Annotated in this window: 14 protein-coding genes; 7 read left to right on the top strand and 7 right to left on the bottom strand. The window is 58.2% G+C overall.

The genetic code is table 11. From position 1 onward, the window contains the following. Positions 1–64 precede the first annotated feature (64 nt). The 6 genes from H8B15_RS11415 to sdaAB form a co-directional block, all read right to left on the bottom strand. Complete coding sequence (locus tag H8B15_RS11415) at positions 65–475, bottom strand: DUF4259 domain-containing protein (RefSeq protein WP_187319810.1); 411 nt, start codon at positions 473–475, stop codon at positions 65–67. A 154-nt stretch (positions 476–629) separates the two neighbouring features. After that, positions 630–1,796: an MFS transporter gene (locus H8B15_RS11410; protein ID WP_187319809.1), complete on the bottom strand. Its 1,167-nt coding sequence runs from the start codon at positions 1,794–1,796 to the stop codon at positions 630–632. 372 nt (positions 1,797–2,168) lie between these two features. Continuing rightward, positions 2,169–3,158, bottom strand: coding sequence for an NAD(P)H-dependent glycerol-3-phosphate dehydrogenase (locus tag H8B15_RS11405; RefSeq protein ID WP_246455406.1), 990 nt, complete (start codon positions 3,156–3,158; stop codon positions 2,169–2,171). Positions 3,159–3,289: 131 nt separating this feature from the next. After that, positions 3,290–4,678: an efflux RND transporter periplasmic adaptor subunit gene (locus tag H8B15_RS11400; protein ID WP_187319808.1), complete on the bottom strand. Its 1,389-nt coding sequence runs from the start codon at positions 4,676–4,678 to the stop codon at positions 3,290–3,292. A 130-nt stretch (positions 4,679–4,808) separates the two neighbouring features. Continuing rightward, positions 4,809–6,356, bottom strand: a complete 1,548-nt coding sequence (locus H8B15_RS11395) for a TolC family protein (RefSeq protein ID WP_187319807.1) — start codon at positions 6,354–6,356, stop codon at positions 4,809–4,811. Positions 6,357–6,389: 33 nt separating this feature from the next. Further along, on the bottom strand, positions 6,390–7,070 hold the full coding sequence (sdaAB, locus tag H8B15_RS11390; RefSeq protein ID WP_185283692.1) for an L-serine ammonia-lyase, iron-sulfur-dependent subunit beta: 681 nt from the start codon (positions 7,068–7,070) through the stop codon (positions 6,390–6,392). An 85-nt stretch (positions 7,071–7,155) separates the two neighbouring features. On the opposite strand from sdaAB, the gene H8B15_RS21030 reads away from it, so the two are divergent. From H8B15_RS21030 to H8B15_RS11370, 4 genes are all read left to right on the top strand, one after another. After that, a complete protein-coding gene (locus tag H8B15_RS21030) occupies positions 7,156–7,734 on the top strand; it encodes a nuclear transport factor 2 family protein (protein WP_246455404.1) in 579 nt (192 codons plus the stop codon). Between the two features lie 143 nt (positions 7,735–7,877). Then, positions 7,878–8,855, top strand: coding sequence for a tryptophan 2,3-dioxygenase family protein (locus H8B15_RS11380; RefSeq protein WP_187319806.1), 978 nt, complete (start codon positions 7,878–7,880; stop codon positions 8,853–8,855). 54 nt (positions 8,856–8,909) lie between these two features. Beyond that, a complete protein-coding gene (locus H8B15_RS11375) occupies positions 8,910–9,824 on the top strand; it encodes an SRPBCC family protein (protein ID WP_187319805.1) in 915 nt (304 codons plus the stop codon). Between the two features lie 176 nt (positions 9,825–10,000). Next, on the top strand, positions 10,001–10,141 hold the full coding sequence (locus H8B15_RS11370; protein ID WP_187319804.1) for a hypothetical protein: 141 nt from the start codon (positions 10,001–10,003) through the stop codon (positions 10,139–10,141). Between the two features lie 145 nt (positions 10,142–10,286). Here the strand turns inward: H8B15_RS11370 and H8B15_RS11365 are convergent, their stop codons facing one another. Further along, positions 10,287–10,838 (bottom strand): DUF2911 domain-containing protein, encoded by a 552-nt coding sequence (locus H8B15_RS11365; RefSeq protein WP_246455402.1) that lies wholly within the window; start codon positions 10,836–10,838, stop codon positions 10,287–10,289. Positions 10,839–10,990: 152 nt separating this feature from the next. Between H8B15_RS11365 and mgrA the strand changes: the two genes are divergently transcribed. The 3 genes from mgrA to H8B15_RS11350 all read left to right on the top strand — a co-directional run bounded on the left by mgrA (position 10,991) and on the right by H8B15_RS11350 (position 14,884). After that, a complete protein-coding gene (gene mgrA / locus H8B15_RS11360) occupies positions 10,991–11,992 on the top strand; it encodes an L-glyceraldehyde 3-phosphate reductase (RefSeq protein ID WP_187319803.1) in 1,002 nt (333 codons plus the stop codon). Positions 11,993–12,321: 329 nt separating this feature from the next. Then, the gene (locus tag H8B15_RS11355) at positions 12,322–13,644 is read left to right on the top strand and encodes an OmpA family protein (protein ID WP_187319802.1); all 1,323 of its coding nucleotides are present in this window, start codon (positions 12,322–12,324) and stop codon (positions 13,642–13,644) included. Positions 13,645–13,795: 151 nt separating this feature from the next. Beyond that, the gene (locus tag H8B15_RS11350; RefSeq protein ID WP_187319801.1) at positions 13,796–14,884 is read left to right on the top strand and encodes an NADH:flavin oxidoreductase/NADH oxidase; all 1,089 of its coding nucleotides are present in this window, start codon (positions 13,796–13,798) and stop codon (positions 14,882–14,884) included. The last annotated feature ends 39 nt before the right edge of the window (positions 14,885–14,923 follow it).

The raw sequence follows: 14,923 nt of genomic DNA, 5'->3' as shown, positions 1-14,923 counted from the left end.
ATGACTTTCGTTCTTACGTGCTAAGGTCCTTTGCAAGCGCAGGATCACACGTTTTTTCTACTCTCTACTCTACCGGCTCAGCCTTGAGCCTACCCAGCAAATCCTGCTGAGCAGCTTCCCAGGCCGCTAACTCGCTACCCTCAGCCCACTGCTCCTGCATTTCCGATTCTTTCAACACCGATTCAACGGCGCGGCGGGCCAGGTCGGTTAGCTCGTCCTCGTCGCTTACGTCGAGGTGCTGCACTTTAGGAAGCAAACCGGGTAGGAAATCGGAGCCGGGGTGGCCGCGCCAGGCAGCTACAATTTCGGCGGCTACCAGTGCGGCGGCGGCTACGTCTACTTCTAAGTATTCGTCGGCCTCGGCGGCGGGTATTAGGGCTTCCAGCAGTGTTACTTCGCTGCCCGAGTCCATAAATTCGCCGGCAAAATCGACGGCGTCGTCGTTGTCAAAGTTGAAATGGCCCCAGGCGCCCATGTGGTGAGTGGTGAAATTGTGAAAGGTGAAGTTGTGAAATGGTACGGCAGCGCTGCGCGAATCGTTATTCTTCTTGCCGTTTCTACCCTTCCTAAGCTCACAACCTTACCCTTTCCCACTGCTCCTTTCGCTCTTCTTTCACAAATTCACAACTTTACAATTGCTGCGCCCTGGTGGCTGCCCACGTTACGCATAAGCCCATCAGGGCAATAAGGGAATAAGACACGCGTAAGCTAGTGGCGCCGGCCACCAGCCCAATCAGGGGCGGGCCAATAAGAAAGCCCAGAAAGCCAATGGTCGAAACCGCCGCCAGTGCCATGCCCGGCGACATCACCTTGGACTTGCCCGCTGCGCTATACACCAACGGCACCACCGACGACACCCCAAAGCCCACCAGCACAAACCCTACCAGCGCCGTGATGAGGGTAGGCACGCCTACGGCAATGAGCAGCCCCACGGCCGTGAGCAGCCCGCTCAATTGAATGACGCGGCGCGGCCCCAGACGGCCCGTTAGCCAGTCGGCCCCGAAGCGACCCAGCGCCATGGTGCTCATGAAGGCCGTATAGCCGGCCCCTACCCACGCGCCCTGGGCCTGCACTACTTTCTTGAAGTAGACCCCGCTCCAGTCGAACATGGCGCCTTCGCAAATCATGGCGCAAAAGGCAATCATGCCCAAACCCAGCAACGGTCCATCGGGACGCACAAATACGGGTTGGTTGGCGTCGGTTTGCGCATCGTGGGTGAGAATTTTGCCCTGGCTGAGTACAGCTAGTACGGCTACCATCCCAATGATCAGCGCAAAGTGCGGCAGCGGCACCACGCGCCACCCAATCATGGTAGTGCCGATGGCCGCACCCACAAAGCCCGCGGCGCTCCACACCCCGTGAAAGGACGCCATAATGTGCCTACCCTCATACAGTCCCTCAACGCCCACAGCTTGGGTGTTCACGGCAATGTTCATCAGGTTGCTGGCAAACCCAAATAGCACCAGGCAAGGCACCAGCAGGCCCACGGTGGGCGCCGCACCCAGGCCCATCAGCCCCAGGCTGTAGAGCACCACACCCAGCAGCAGCACGCGCCGGCTACCGTGCTTGGCAATCAGCCAGCCGGCTAGTGGCAATGAGGGGAGCTGCCCCAGCGGAATAGCCAGCAGCACCAGGCCCAGCTGGCCATCGGTGATGCCCATGCGCTGCTGCACAAACGGAATACGGGAAGCCCAGCTGGCAAAAATCAGCCCTTGCAGGAAAAACCACGTGGCCACGGCTACGCGGTGCACGTGGCGGGCCCGGGGCAAGGAAGGTTGAGTGAGTGTCAGATTCATATACAGCGGCAAAAGCAACAGAACATCTTCTGCCACACAAAGGTAGCGCACTCCCACGCACCATTGTCCTTTTCTGGTACCGGCAGAAGCTGCGCCTGGCTGGCGTAGCCTCGGTTTTGCGTGCCAGATACCGGCTTTGTGGTCTGCGGGTTTGCAAACGTTTCAGGGGGATTTTCAACCGTATTCCTACCCTTTTTGCAGCGCTATTTTCTGGCTGCCGCGCGGCCTGCACATGTTGTCGCCTACCCTCCGCAGCACTCATAAAAAAGATAAACGGCCGCTTTCTTTTCTTTTCCGAAGGGATGATTTTAGTGAGCGAAGGCCCGTGACTACCTCGGTAATCACGGGCCTTCGCTCACTAAACCAGCAACGCTACCGTAGCTTTTCTTTCAGAATTTCCAGCTCCACGGCCGGGGCAATTTTCTCGTAAAGCACATGGTAGGCGGCCGAGGTGATGGGCATCGTTACCTTCAGCTCCCGGTTCAGCTCGTAGATGCTTTTCACGGCGTAGTAGCCCTCGGCAATCATGTTCATTTCCAGCTGCGCCGATTTCACGGAGTAGCCCCTACCCACCATGCTGCCGAAGGTGCGATTGCGCGAAAACTGCGAGTAGGCCGTCACCAGCAAATCGCCCAGGTAGGCCGAGGCCGACAGGTCGCGGGGCTCGGGGCTGAGGGCGTGCAGAAATCGGCGGATTTCCTGCACCGCGTTGCTCACCAGCACCGCCTGAAAGTTGTCGCCGTAGCCCAGGCCGTGGGCAATACCGCAGGTGAGGGCGATGATATTCTTCATAACGGCGCAGTACTCAATGCCGTCGAGGTCGACGGCAGCGTGGGCCCGCACATAGCGGTTGCGCAGTAGCTGGCAAAACTGCTCGGCCAGGGCCACATCGGGCGAGCCGATGGTGAGGTAGCTTTGCTTTTCCAGGGCTACCTCCTCGGCGTGGCAGGGGCCGGCTACTACGCCCATACACCCTTCCTTCAACCGAAACCGCTCCATGGCGTAGTCCGTCACCAGCTCGTTGCGCCCCGGAATCATACCCTTAATGGCGGAGATGATACGCTTGCCTTTCAGCGCATCGCGGTCGAGCTTATCGAGCGCCTCTTTTACGAAGGCAGCAGGCACAGCCAGCACCACCCAGTCGGCCTCTTTCACTACCTCCGCAATATCCGTGGAAGGAAATACCCGTGTCAGATCAAAAGCCACCGACGACAGGTAGCGCGGGTTGTGGCGGGTGGTGCGCAGGTGCTGCACGTCATCTTTGCCGCGCAGCCACCAGTTCACGCGCGCGCCGTTTTCAGACAGAATTTTAGTAAGTGCCGTGGCCCAGGAGCCGCCGCCCAACATGGCTATTTTTTCCAAGGTATCGCTTGCTTTATCAGTTATACATCGATGTCATCCTGACGAAGGAAGGACCTTATCACGCATCGAGCAACTGCCCCAGCGTGATAAGGTCCTTCCTTTGTCAGGATGACAATGAGGGTAGAGCCGCGCTACTTCGCGGCTACGTCCTCCTTCATCTCCGCCTTGTTAATCGTGTTGGCGTCTTTAATGGTCACTAAATCCCCGTTTTTCAGGGTTTTCGACACGGCCCGGAAAGGACCGCTCACCACTTGCTCGCCCGCTTGCAGACCGCTCTTGATTTCAATGTTGGCGAAGTCGCTCACGCCGGTTTTCACGGGCGTCATTACGGCTTTGCCGCCGCGCACCACAAATACCACTTCCTGCACGTCCACTTTCGGAGCGCCTTTGTCGGCCTCGGCGTCGTTGGCGCTGTTGCCGCCGCGCTGGGCCATGGCGGCCTTATAGGCCGTAGAGTCGGAGCGGGTAGCCACGGCGGCCAGCGGCACGCTCAGCACGTTGCTCTTCCGGTTGGTGATGATGTCGACGGAGGCCGTCATGCCGGGCCGGAACGGAATGCGCGTGCGTCCGTTCACAGTGGTAATCAGGTCCTGGTACGAGGCAGGCAACAGACGAATCCGTACTTCAAACTCGGTTACGGCTTCGGCCGTCACCGCATCTTTGGCCGTGTTGGCAATGCTAGTCACCAAGCCCCGGAAGGTTTTGTCCTGGGCGGCGTAGCTGTCTACTTCCACGTCCACCGAGTCGCCCAGGTGCACGTTGATGATGTCGTTTTCGTTCACGTTCACGCGCACCTCCATCGAGTTTAGGTTGGCGATGCGCATGATTTCAGTACCAGCCATCTGCGAGGTACCTACCACCCGCTCGCCCTTCTCCACGCTGAGCTTGCTCACGGTGCCGCTCACAGGCGCGTAAATGGTGGTTTTATCCAGTGTGCGGCGGGCTTCCTCCAACGAGGCCTGCGCGCTGGATACGTTGCTCTGCGCCGCTTTTATGCTGGCGCGGGCGCTGTTTAGCTCTTCCTGCGAGGCATTGTAGGCCGCTTGCGAGGCTTCGTAATCCGCCTGCGAAATCACTTTTTGCTTGTACAGGGAAGCATTGCGGCGGTAGGTCAGCTCGGTTTGCTTGGCGTTGGCAATGAGCTGCTGCAAGCGGGCCTGGCTCTGCGCCACGTTGGCGCGCTGGGTGTTCACCACCGCCGACTGCTGGCTGACAATGGCCTGGTAGTTATCGGGGCGAATGCGCAGCAGCAGCTGGCCCTGCTTCACGGAGTCGCCTTCCTGCACGTACAGCTCCGTGATTTCGCCCGATACGTCGGGCGAAATCTTCACTTCTACCACCGGCTGCACTTTACCCGAGGCGCTGACTTTCTCCACAATATTGGTCGGGCCAGCCTTGGCCACCAGCACTTCCGTGCCCACTGGCTGCCCAATCCAGCCCTGTTTTTTCCCGACTATCACGACGAGTACGACCACCACGACCAGGCCCAGCAGAATATAGAGTAAACGGTTATTTTTCATAGGTTTTGAAGTTGGGGGCTTGGGAGTCTTAGGATCTTGGGGACTTGGGGACTTAGTTGACGTTCTGACACGTAGTGGTTGAACAAAGAAACCAAGTCCCCAAGATCCTAAGACCCCAAGACCCTAACAATTACAATTCAATCGATTTACCCTGGTAGAAGTCCAGCACCTTGCGGCGGAAGATGAAGCTGTACTTGGCCTGAATCATGCTCGACTCAGCAGCCGTAAGGTTGTTTTTTGCAATGTTGAACTCCGTGCCATTGAGCAGACCGTTGTTGAAACGAATTTCCGAGTTACGGTACGAAAGCGTGAGGGCCTCTACCTGCTGGCGCGAGGCAATATACTGACGTTGGGCGGCCAGCGCGTCGGCATAGGCCTGCTGGATGCTTTGGCGCAGCACCAAACGGGCTTGCTCGGCCTGCACCTCGGCCTGCTGCACGGCAATCTGGGTGCGCTGCACGTTGGTGCGTACCTGCAAGCCGTTGAGAATCGGAATCTGGAGGTTGAACTGCAACGAGCGGCCCAGGTTATTTTTCAGCTGGCTGCCAAAGCTGCTCGACTCCTGCGCCCGCACCGGCTGCGTAGTGAGCACGGCATAGGGCGTAGGCTGCGGATTCACCAGCGGGTTCAGCGGATCGAGCTGAAAAACAGGTAGTGGAATCGTAATGGAATCGCCGGTGATAATAGGTCGGGTGTAGACCGAGGAATAGCCCGTGAAGGCGCTGGCCGCAAACGTGAGGCGGGGGTAGTAGGCGCCGCGGGCTACTTCCACGTTGCGCAGGGCGCTCTGCACGCGCAGGTCGGCTGCCTTAATTTCGGGTAGTCGGGCCTGGGCCGTTTCGTATACGCTCGCGGGGCTGGCATCGGCCAGCGACTGCTCATCGGGGTCGGGTAGAGAGGGCATCACAATCTGCAAGCCCTCCAGGCCGGCTTCGTCCAGGTTCATCAGCTGCGCCAGTTGCAGGCGGGCAATCGTCTCTTGATTCTGGGCCGTGATGACATTGTATTGGTCGGTGGCCAGCTGTGCCTGCAAATCGAGCAGGTTACTTTCGGCTACGCTACCGGCCTTTAGCAGCACTTGCGTGCGCTCTACCTGCTGCTGGGTACTGCTCACGCGTACCTGATTGGTCCGCACCAGTTCCTGCGCCAATAAGGCCTGCAAATACACCGAGGCCACGTTCAGGGCCAGATCATTGCGTGCCTTTTCAATATCACTCAGGGCTGCTTGGTAGTTAAGCACGCTCCGCTTGACGGTGTTGCGCAATTGAAAGCCCGAAAACAGTGTAACCTGCGACACAGCCGAGAAGTTGTTGGTGCGCGTGGTCTGGCTCTGGAATGTAAAAGTCAGCGGGTTCACGTTGGTGCCGTAGTTCCAGGCCTGGGTGCCGCTTAGGTTGGCCGTAGGCAGCAGGGCCGCGCGGCTCTGGAGCAGGGTAGCGTCCAGGGCCTGGGCGCTGAGACGGGCCTGCTTCACATCCAGGTTATTGGCCAGGGCGTAGTCTACGGCGGCTTGCAAGGTCCAGGGGCCACTGGGAGTTGGGGCCTGTATGCTGCCGGCGGGCGGCTGCGCGGGCGGATTCCGTTGCTGGGCGTGCGCCCCGGGCAGGTTCCCTACCAGTAGCAACAAGCCAAGGCCAGCCACCAATGGCCGCCGAAACAAAGTAAACGTTGTTTTCATAAGCACAAGCGAAAGAAACAGGAAGCAATTTCTTCAGGCAATATTCGGAATATAAATAACGCGGTGTATCCAGCGCAGCTGGCGCAGGTACTCCAGGGTAATGGGTTTCAGGTCGGAGTCCATCTCGATAAAATGCCGCGCCCGGTCGTTGCGCCCCTTGCGCGACACCGACATGGTCGCAATATTACATTCATCGTGCGCAATGACGGAGGCAATAAAGGCGATGGAGCCCGTGCGGTCGTCGGCGTCGAGAATCAGTGTGTGCAGGGCCGCCGAGAAATCAGCTGGAAAGCCGTCTACCTCCACAATGCGAATGACGCCCCCACCCCGACTCTGCCCTACCACCTCCACCTGGTGGCCGGTGCGCTCATCGCGCAGCTGTAGCTTAATGGTGTTGGGGTGCATGGTAGAGGCGTTGCCCACGCTCTGAAACGTGTACTGCAAGCCGGCCTCTTTCGCATGATCGAAGGCGTCGCGGATGCGCACGTCGTCGGTGGCGTAGCCCAACAGGCCACCAATAATGGCGCGGTCGGAGCCGTGCCCCTCGTAGGTGCGGGCAAAGGAGTTGTAGAACGTGACGGTGGCGTGGGTAGGCAAGCTGCCCAAAATGCGGATGGCGGCGCTGGCAATGCGCACCACGCCCGCCGTGTGCGAGGAGCTGGGCCCGATCATCACCGGCCCAATCATATCAAAAATACTGCTCTTCTCTGCCATAACGGGCTAAAGGTATCAGATTCGCGGGGAAAGGCCATACCCGGTAGCTGCCATTGCCTACTAGATACCAAAAAGTAGGTAGGGGTTGCCTGAGCTTGCCCACACTATTCAGCTACTATGTAATACATTAGCCTGCCTGGAACACAGTCCAGGTGGTCGATCAGCAGCGCCTTATGCGCGGCTCACTTATGTGACCAATCACATACTGGAGCATGTGCTCCCTCAGCCACAATCAAGTAAAGGAGAGCGAATGAGTAAAACCATGCACGCCGTACAGAATAAACCTCATTCATTCAAAAAAATACTACGCATGGATACCCAAGTCCAGGACCTACTTAAAAAAGCATACTTCGCTTTTAACTCAAGGGACATTGCTACAGCCCTTTCAACGTTTCACCCGGACGTGCAATGGCCAAAAGCCTTTGAAGGTGGTTACGTAAGCGGGCACGACGCAATACGAAGCTACTGGACAAGACAGTGGTCAGAAATAAATCCCATTGTAGAACCAACTGGATTTAAGGAAAGACCAGACGGTACAATAGAAGTGACCATTCACCAACTAGTGAAGGACTTACAAGACGCGCCTCTGTTCGATGGTATCGTAAAGCACGTGTATACTGTACAGGACAACTTGTTGCGCAGAATGGATATTGAACTTGAATAGGTTGAGCATAGCTAAGCAGGGCCGATAGTACGACATACTTCGGTGCTGAATATAGCTTTGCCGTTCTTTGCGCAGTAGTTTGCCTGGTTTTAAAAGTTGTACCAGGCCTACCCTGTTGCTGATACGCGCTTGCTTCTATACTTATGCCTACTTCCACTCCCGAAGAATTCTCTCCCGCCGTGCTGGCCCAGCTGCGCCGCTTGCAAGCGAAATACGCCGCCGATGGCCAGGACCTGGCCGCCTACCTCGAAGGCCTCTACTACGCCGACTACGTCAACTACTGGGACTATATTGAGCTGGACACGCTGCTGAGCCTGCAACGCCCCCTCACGCAGATTCCCGACGAGCGGATTTTCATCATCTACCACCAGATTACGGAGCTGTATTTCAAGCTCTGCCTCTGCGAGTACGAGCAGCTCGGTGACCTGCAAGAGCCTACCCTTCAGGAAGTAGTGCTGCGGGTAGGCCGTATCAACCGCTACTTCGAGAACCTGATCGACTCGTTCGACGTGATGGTGGACGGCATGGACAAGCAGCAGTTCCTACAATTCCGGATGGCGCTGATGCCAGCCTCGGGTTTTCAGAGCGTGCAGTACCGCATGATTGAGCTGGCCTCAACCTCCCTCGACAATCTGGTAGACAAGGAAAAGCGCCGCCTGCTGGGCGAATCGGCCGACGCGACGGAGCTACTAGGCTGCATCTACTGGAAGGCCGGCGCTACGGTGGAAGAAACCGGCGCCAAAGCGCTTACGCTCACCCAGTTTGAGGAAAAATACACCAAGCAGCTGCACCAGCACGCCGCCGAATACACGGACCGCAACGTGTGGAGCGTGGTGCAGCGCCTACCCCAGCAAGACCAGCGCCACCCGCGCCTGGTGCGCGCTCTGCGCCAGCTCGATGTGAGCGTGAACGTGAACTGGCCACTGATGCACTTCAAATCGGCGGTGCGCTACCTCCAGCGCGACCCCACCGATGTGCCCGCCACCGGCGGCACCAACTGGCGCAACTACCTGCCTCCCAAGTTTCAGCGCCGCATCTTCTACCCCCAGCTCTGGACCGAGCAAGAGCAAGCCGATTGGGGCAAGGCCTGGGTGGAAGAGGTACTGGGAGAGGAAATGTAGATAAGGAAGTGCTGTGCGGCTAGGCTATTTTTAATCAGGATATATTGAAGTGATATGAAGTCCTTATTCGCCGATAAAAGCTTCCGCACGGCCGCTATTATTTCATTCGTTTTCCTATCGCTCGGCTTTCTGCTGCTCCATTATGGCTTGGTAGCCTATGGTTGGGCATTTTTTATTCTGCTACCCATTGTGACGGGGGTAGCCATTGGGGCGCTGCCTAACCGCAAGTGGGCACACATTGGGTTAATCACAAGCCTGGCGATATTTTTTCTACTGCTACTAGTTGGCCAGCTGGAAGGCATGATTTGCGTACTGATGGCCTTGCCCTTGGTGGTATCGTGCTTGTTTGTGGGGAGCGTGGCCACGCATCTGCTGCGTCGCCGACAACAGCTACTCGACCAGAACAGCCTGCCGGTAATAGTGCTTCCATTCCTGCTTTTTTTGCTGAGCGCCCCTGCCGAAAAAGCGCTGGAAAGTCGTCCTGCCATCGTCGCGGTTCGCACTGATATTCTCCTGCCTTACTCAGCAGCACAGGTGTATGAGCAAATAAAATCGGTGGATACGCTGGATGCGCCGAAGCCCTTCTTATTACAAATCGGCCTACCCATTCCGCAGAAATGTGTGCTGGAGCGCGAAGCAGTGGGTGCCCGTCGCATCTGCTACTTCAGTGGTGGTCAGATAGTAGAGCGCGTCACAGAACTACGCCCAGGGGAAATCCTGCGCATGGATGTGGTGAAGTATCAGTTAACAGGGCGTAAGTGGCTGGGTTTTAAAGAAGCTATCTACCTGTTTGAGCAAGTAGATGCGCACCAAACGCGCCTTAGCCGCATCACCACCTACACCTCCGAGCTAAACCCCCGTGCTTACTGGCAGCCGCTGGAGCAACTCGGCATTTCGCAGGAGCACCAGTACGTATTCGATAATCTGCGGCAGGATTTAGAACGAGCGTACGGGCAAGCCAAGTTCTAACATTACTAAAATAATTAGCAAAATACTTCTACTATCTTGCTAATATCCTTATCTTTGAACTAACGTACGGTTGTCACCCCGCCAACACGGCTGCTTCTGAAACAGCGAAGCCCGTGTTGCGAGCACGGGCTTCTGGATAAGTAGGGTGTTTTGGCCACCCTCAAATCCACTGGACTATGGGTAAGAGACGTATGCCGCTGGATGGCTTGAAGCTGCGCTTCGACATCCAGGTAAGCAGCACTTTCGTTGTAAAAGTGCTGGCAGCCTGCAGCGGCGGGAGCGGATTGTACCTGCTACTGTCGCACTGGCTGAAGTAGTGAAGATGGCAGTCAGCCTAGTAAGGTTGGCTGCCATTTTCGCTACACAAACATACGCGATATTTTCAATATGTAACGGAAACCGGCAAGGTAAGGGTAGCGCCCGGGTATCAAGCGTATGTGGCTGACTTGCTACGCATTGCCTTTACTTCACCATAAATTCCACCCCCGTCGTGGCCCACTGCATGGTCACTTTGCCGGAGTTGGCAGCCGTGATGGTGAAGCGCTCTACAGGTTGTTTGAGCGTGGTAGGCTTCACTTTCACGCGTAGCGCATCCTCGCTTTCTTTATACTCGAAAGCACCCCATTGCTTGGCAGTTTTGTTGAAGATAATCGTCCACTCATCTTTGCCGGGGATGGAAAACAAGGCGTAGGTGCCGGCTGGCAGCGCCTGCCCGTTGATTTTCACGTCTTTGCTTACCGTGAAGGTGGTGGCTTCGTTGGCGCCGGTGCGCCACACTTTGCCGTAAGGCTCCAGGGCACCGAATATTTCCCGGCCTTTCACCGATGGTTGGCTGTAGTCAATCATCACCTTGGTGCCGCCCACGGTGGCCGAAGCAGTAGCTGGCGGGCTGGGCCGCTTGGACTTGTCCTGCGCGGGCTTGGTGGTAGAGGTGGTCATTTGGGCGTGGCTGCGGGTAGGAGCCGCCACTAGCAGAAGGGCGCAGGCGCCCAGCAAGAAGGAAATGCGTTTCATGAGAGAAATAGGTTGAGATGAGTACTGCGGCTATAAGCCAGAACGGTTGGGCTTTGTTTCCTCCCCAATAGCTTTCGCCTGCATAAGTAGACCACTAGATAAGCAGCTTTTCGTTATTTGCGGCTGCTGATCTTCTTTTCACCCCTACCCTCATGACGACGCCCTACCACCCCAACCCCGACCGCTACCACCAGATGGAATACCGCCGCTGCGGGCGCAGCGGCCTGAAATTGCCCGCTATATCGCTGGGCCTGTGGCACAACTTCGGCGACGTAGACGTGCCCGCCACGTTTCGCGAAACGCTGCGCACGGCCTTCGACCACGGCATCACGCACTTCGATCTGGCCAACAACTATGGCCCGCCCTACGGCACCGCCGAAACCAACTTTGGCCGGATTCTGAAAGAGGATTTCCTACCCTACCGCGACGAGCTCATCATTTCCACCAAGGCTGGTTACGACATGTGGCCCGGCCCCTACGGCGAGTGGGGCTCCCGCAAGTACCTCATTGCCAGCCTCGACCAAAGCCTCAAGCGCATGGGCCTGGAGTACGTGGACATCTTCTACTCGCACCGCCCCGACCCCGAAACGCCCCTGGAAGAAACCATGGGCGCCCTCGACCACGTGGTGCGCCAGGGCAAGGCGCTGTACGTGGGCATCAGCAACTACCAGCCCGAGGAGGCCGCCGAGGCCATTCGTATTCTGCGCGAGCTGGGCACGCCCTGCCTGATTCATCAGCCCAAATACTCGCTGTTTGAGCGCTGGGTGGAAGGTGGCCTGCTCGATTTGCTGGAAGAGCAAGGAGTGGGCTGCATTCCGTTTTCGCCACTGGCCCAGGGCATGCTCACGGATAAGTACCTGCACGGCATCCCGGCCGACTCGCGGGCGGGCCGCGAGGGGCGCCACCTCACGCCCGAGCAGCTCACGCCCGAGCGCCTAGAGCAAATCCGGCAGCTCAACGAATTGGCCCAGGAGCGCGGGCAAAGCCTGGCCCAGATGGCACTGTCGTGGCTGCTAAAGGACCCGCGCGTCACGTCGGTGCTCATTGGTGCCAGCCGCCCCGCCCAGCTGCTCGACTCCTTGCAATGCCTGCGCAACACCGGTTTCCAGGACGACGAGCTGCAACGCATTGAGCAGATTTTGGGGGCGCGGTAACTGCTCCCATCTACACCAACTCTGCCTTGATTGAACGCTCAGGGGCAACAAAACCAAAATTTTGCTGCCCCTGAGCGTTTTATTTTATTCCGATACCATCATGCTACAGTACAGCTTGTTTGAAAGAGTATTTTTCCGATACCCAACACTACCTTTTTTCTTCTATCCGCACTGACGTTGGACAGTTGCGGAATTTAGTGCAAACCAGGTAATTTTAGTACAAGTTATCTAATTGAATAATAGCATTTTACCTATCTTTTTTTGTTCAAAAAGCGCTTAAAAACCTTTATCTTCGGTGCATCCATCCGCACGTTCTATCTCTTACAGCCATGGGAAAAAGTTTACTTCAAACGGTGAAAAGCTGCTTCACCGCGCAGCAGATCAGCCAGATTAGCGCCACAGTTCGGGAGAACGAAGCGGGTGTTGAACAGGTCGTCAACCAAGCGGCTACCCTGGTGGTGCAGCACCTGATGGCGCGGGCGCAGCGACCAGGTGGCACCGAAGTACTGGCCACACTGGCGCAGGAAGCTTACCGCGCCGGCGTGTTGCACCACCTAGCCGACCTGCACACCACCGACTGGCAGCGCCGCGGCCTTGACCTGATGCAGGGCCTGCTGGGCGATGCCTATGCTCTCACGCTCAACCGATTGTCTGTATCGGCCTACGTGGAGCCCACGGCGGCCCGCACGCTGCTGGGTACCGTGGCCGCGGCTACGCTGGCAGCGCTGGGGCGCTACGCCGCCGAGCAAGAGCTGAGCGTACAACAGCTCAGTTCCTACCTGCAAAACCAGCCGGAGGAACTAGGGGCCATTGGAGCAGCCGCCTGGCATCCCGTTAGCGCTGGTACACCCGAGCTGGCACCCCGGCCAACGCCCGAGCTGGTGCGTGCTGGGGTGGGTAGCTGGGGCACTTCCCCTGCCTCTCCTGAGCCCGTTGAGGGTGGGCGCGCCGCTACCTCGCTACGCTGGCAGTGGGGACTGCTGTTGCTGCTGGCCGTTAGCCTGGGGTACTATTTCGGGCACGAGCGGCTGTCGGCCGTGCCGGGTACTGTGGCCTTTGCGGGCACTGCTCCTACTCCTGCCGCCACTACCTATGCGGGCACGGAAAACGCGGCTACGGCTACCAGCACAGCTGCTACCGGCCACTACGACAGCGAGAGCGACAGCTACATCTACGATACGGGCCAGCCGGTTATCCTGCAACTCGCCAATGGCACTACCCAGAAGGTAGGCGCCCGCTCCACCGAAAACCGCCTGTATACCTTCCTGGCCGAACCCAGCATTCAGGTGGACCCGGTGAACCGCACGAAGGGCTGGATCAACTTCGACCGCGTGTACTTTGAGCCGGCCAAAGCCGTGCTCACGGCGGAATCGCACCAGCAGCTGGTAAACGTGGCCGGCATTCTGAAGTCGTTTCCGAAGGCCGTGGTGAAGATAGGCGGCTACACCGACAGCCTCGGCAACGACTTACAAAACCTGCACCTAAGCGAGGAGCGCGCCCGCGCCGCCATGTTTGCCCTGGCCGATATGGGAATTCCTGTGGCCCAGCTGCAAGCCAAAGGCTACGGTTCCAAACATTCGCTCACCAGCAACGAAACCGTGGAGGGCCGCGCCCTCAACCGCCGCATCAGCATTCGGGTAGTGAAGAAATAACCACTACTTTCTTTGCCTATTACACGACGCCTCTTCTGCCCCCGCGGAAGAGGCGTCGTAACTTATTGGGGGGCGTGCTGTTTTCCCTACCCCGGCAGTTCCGACTTGGCCGTTGCCGGGGCTAGGGTTTTCGTTCACGCTTTTCCTACCTATGTCTACGCTTCTTTTTTCCCCGCTGCGTTTGCGCGGCCTTGAGCTTAAAAACCGCATTGTGGTGTCGCCGATGTGCCAGTATTCCTCGGAAGACGGCTTTGCCAACGACTGGCACCTGGTACACCTGGGCAGCCGCGCCGTGGGCGGGGTAGGCCTCATCATCTCGGAGGCCGCCGCCGTGGCGCCCGAAGGCCGCATCACGCCCCAGGACCTGGGCATCTGGAAAGACGAGCACGTGCCCTTCCTGAAGCGCATCAACGACTTTGTGCGCCAGCAGGGCACCGCCATGGGCGTGCAGCTGGCCCACGCCGGTCGCAAGGCCAGCACCACGCCTCCCTGGGAAGGCGGCAAAGCCATTGCGGCCACCCAGCCCGACGGCTGGGAGGTGGTAGCGCCCAGCGCCCTCCCCTTCTCCTCCGACAAAGCCACGCCGCACGCGCTGAGCGAAGCCGAAATCCAGCAGATAACGGCTGATTTTAGGGCCGCCGCCCGCCGCAGCCTGGCCGCTGGTTTTCAGCTGATTGAAGTGCACGCCGCCCACGGCTATCTGCTGCACGAGTTTCTGTCGCCGCTCAGTAACAAGCGCACCGACCAATACGGTGGCTCCTTCGAGAACCGCAGCCGCTTGCTGCTGGACGTGGTGGCCGCCATCCGCGCCGAGGTACCCGACGACTACCCCGTTATCGTGCGCGTTTCGGCCACCGACTGGACCGAGGGCGGCTGGACCAAGGACGATTCGGTGCAGCTGGCCCGCGTGCTCCAGGCCAATGGCGTCGATCTGCTGGATGCCTCTACTGGCGGCAACGTGCCCGATGCCAAAATCCCGACCGGCCCCGGCTACCAAGTGGAGTTTGCCGAGGCCGTGAAACAGCAAACCGGGATGCCCACGGGTGCGGTGGGCATCATCACCACCGCCCAGCAAGCCGAGGAAATCCTGCAAAAAGGCCAAGCCGACTTGGTGCTGCTAGCCCGCGAGTTTCTGCGCGACCCCTATTTCCCTTTGCACGCCGCCTCCGAGTTGGACGTGGACCTGGCCTGGCCTGTGCAGTACGAGCGCGCCAAGCGTCCGAAGCGGGCGGATAAGTAGGTTTTCCCGTAAATAAGACTAGTTCTGATATAACCCTGG

This window comes from Hymenobacter citatus (assembly GCF_014333615.1).
GTDB lineage: Bacteria > Bacteroidota > Bacteroidia > Cytophagales > Hymenobacteraceae > Hymenobacter > Hymenobacter citatus.
This window is presented reverse-complemented; position numbering and strand designations above follow the sequence as displayed.

Coding starts and splice junctions, on each gene's coding strand:
- H8B15_RS11350 (WP_187319801.1), top strand. CDS start 13,796: ATGTCTACGCTTCTTTTTTCCCCGCTGCGTTTGCGCGGCCTTGAGCTT.
- H8B15_RS11380 (WP_187319806.1), top strand. CDS start 7,878: ATGCCTACTTCCACTCCCGAAGAATTCTCTCCCGCCGTGCTGGCCCAG.
- H8B15_RS11365 (WP_246455402.1), bottom strand. CDS start 10,838: ATGAAACGCATTTCCTTCTTGCTGGGCGCCTGCGCCCTTCTGCTAGTG.
- H8B15_RS11375 (WP_187319805.1), top strand. CDS start 8,910: ATGAAGTCCTTATTCGCCGATAAAAGCTTCCGCACGGCCGCTATTATT.
- H8B15_RS11370 (WP_187319804.1), top strand. CDS start 10,001: ATGGGTAAGAGACGTATGCCGCTGGATGGCTTGAAGCTGCGCTTCGAC.
- H8B15_RS11400 (WP_187319808.1), bottom strand. CDS start 4,678: ATGAAAAATAACCGTTTACTCTATATTCTGCTGGGCCTGGTCGTGGTG.
- sdaAB (WP_185283692.1), bottom strand. CDS start 7,070: ATGGCAGAGAAGAGCAGTATTTTTGATATGATTGGGCCGGTGATGATC.
- H8B15_RS11410 (WP_187319809.1), bottom strand. CDS start 1,796: ATGAATCTGACACTCACTCAACCTTCCTTGCCCCGGGCCCGCCACGTG.
- H8B15_RS11415 (WP_187319810.1), bottom strand. CDS start 475: ATGGGCGCCTGGGGCCATTTCAACTTTGACAACGACGACGCCGTCGAT.
- H8B15_RS11355 (WP_187319802.1), top strand. CDS start 12,322: ATGGGAAAAAGTTTACTTCAAACGGTGAAAAGCTGCTTCACCGCGCAG.
- mgrA (WP_187319803.1), top strand. CDS start 10,991: ATGACGACGCCCTACCACCCCAACCCCGACCGCTACCACCAGATGGAA.
- H8B15_RS11395 (WP_187319807.1), bottom strand. CDS start 6,356: ATGAAAACAACGTTTACTTTGTTTCGGCGGCCATTGGTGGCTGGCCTT.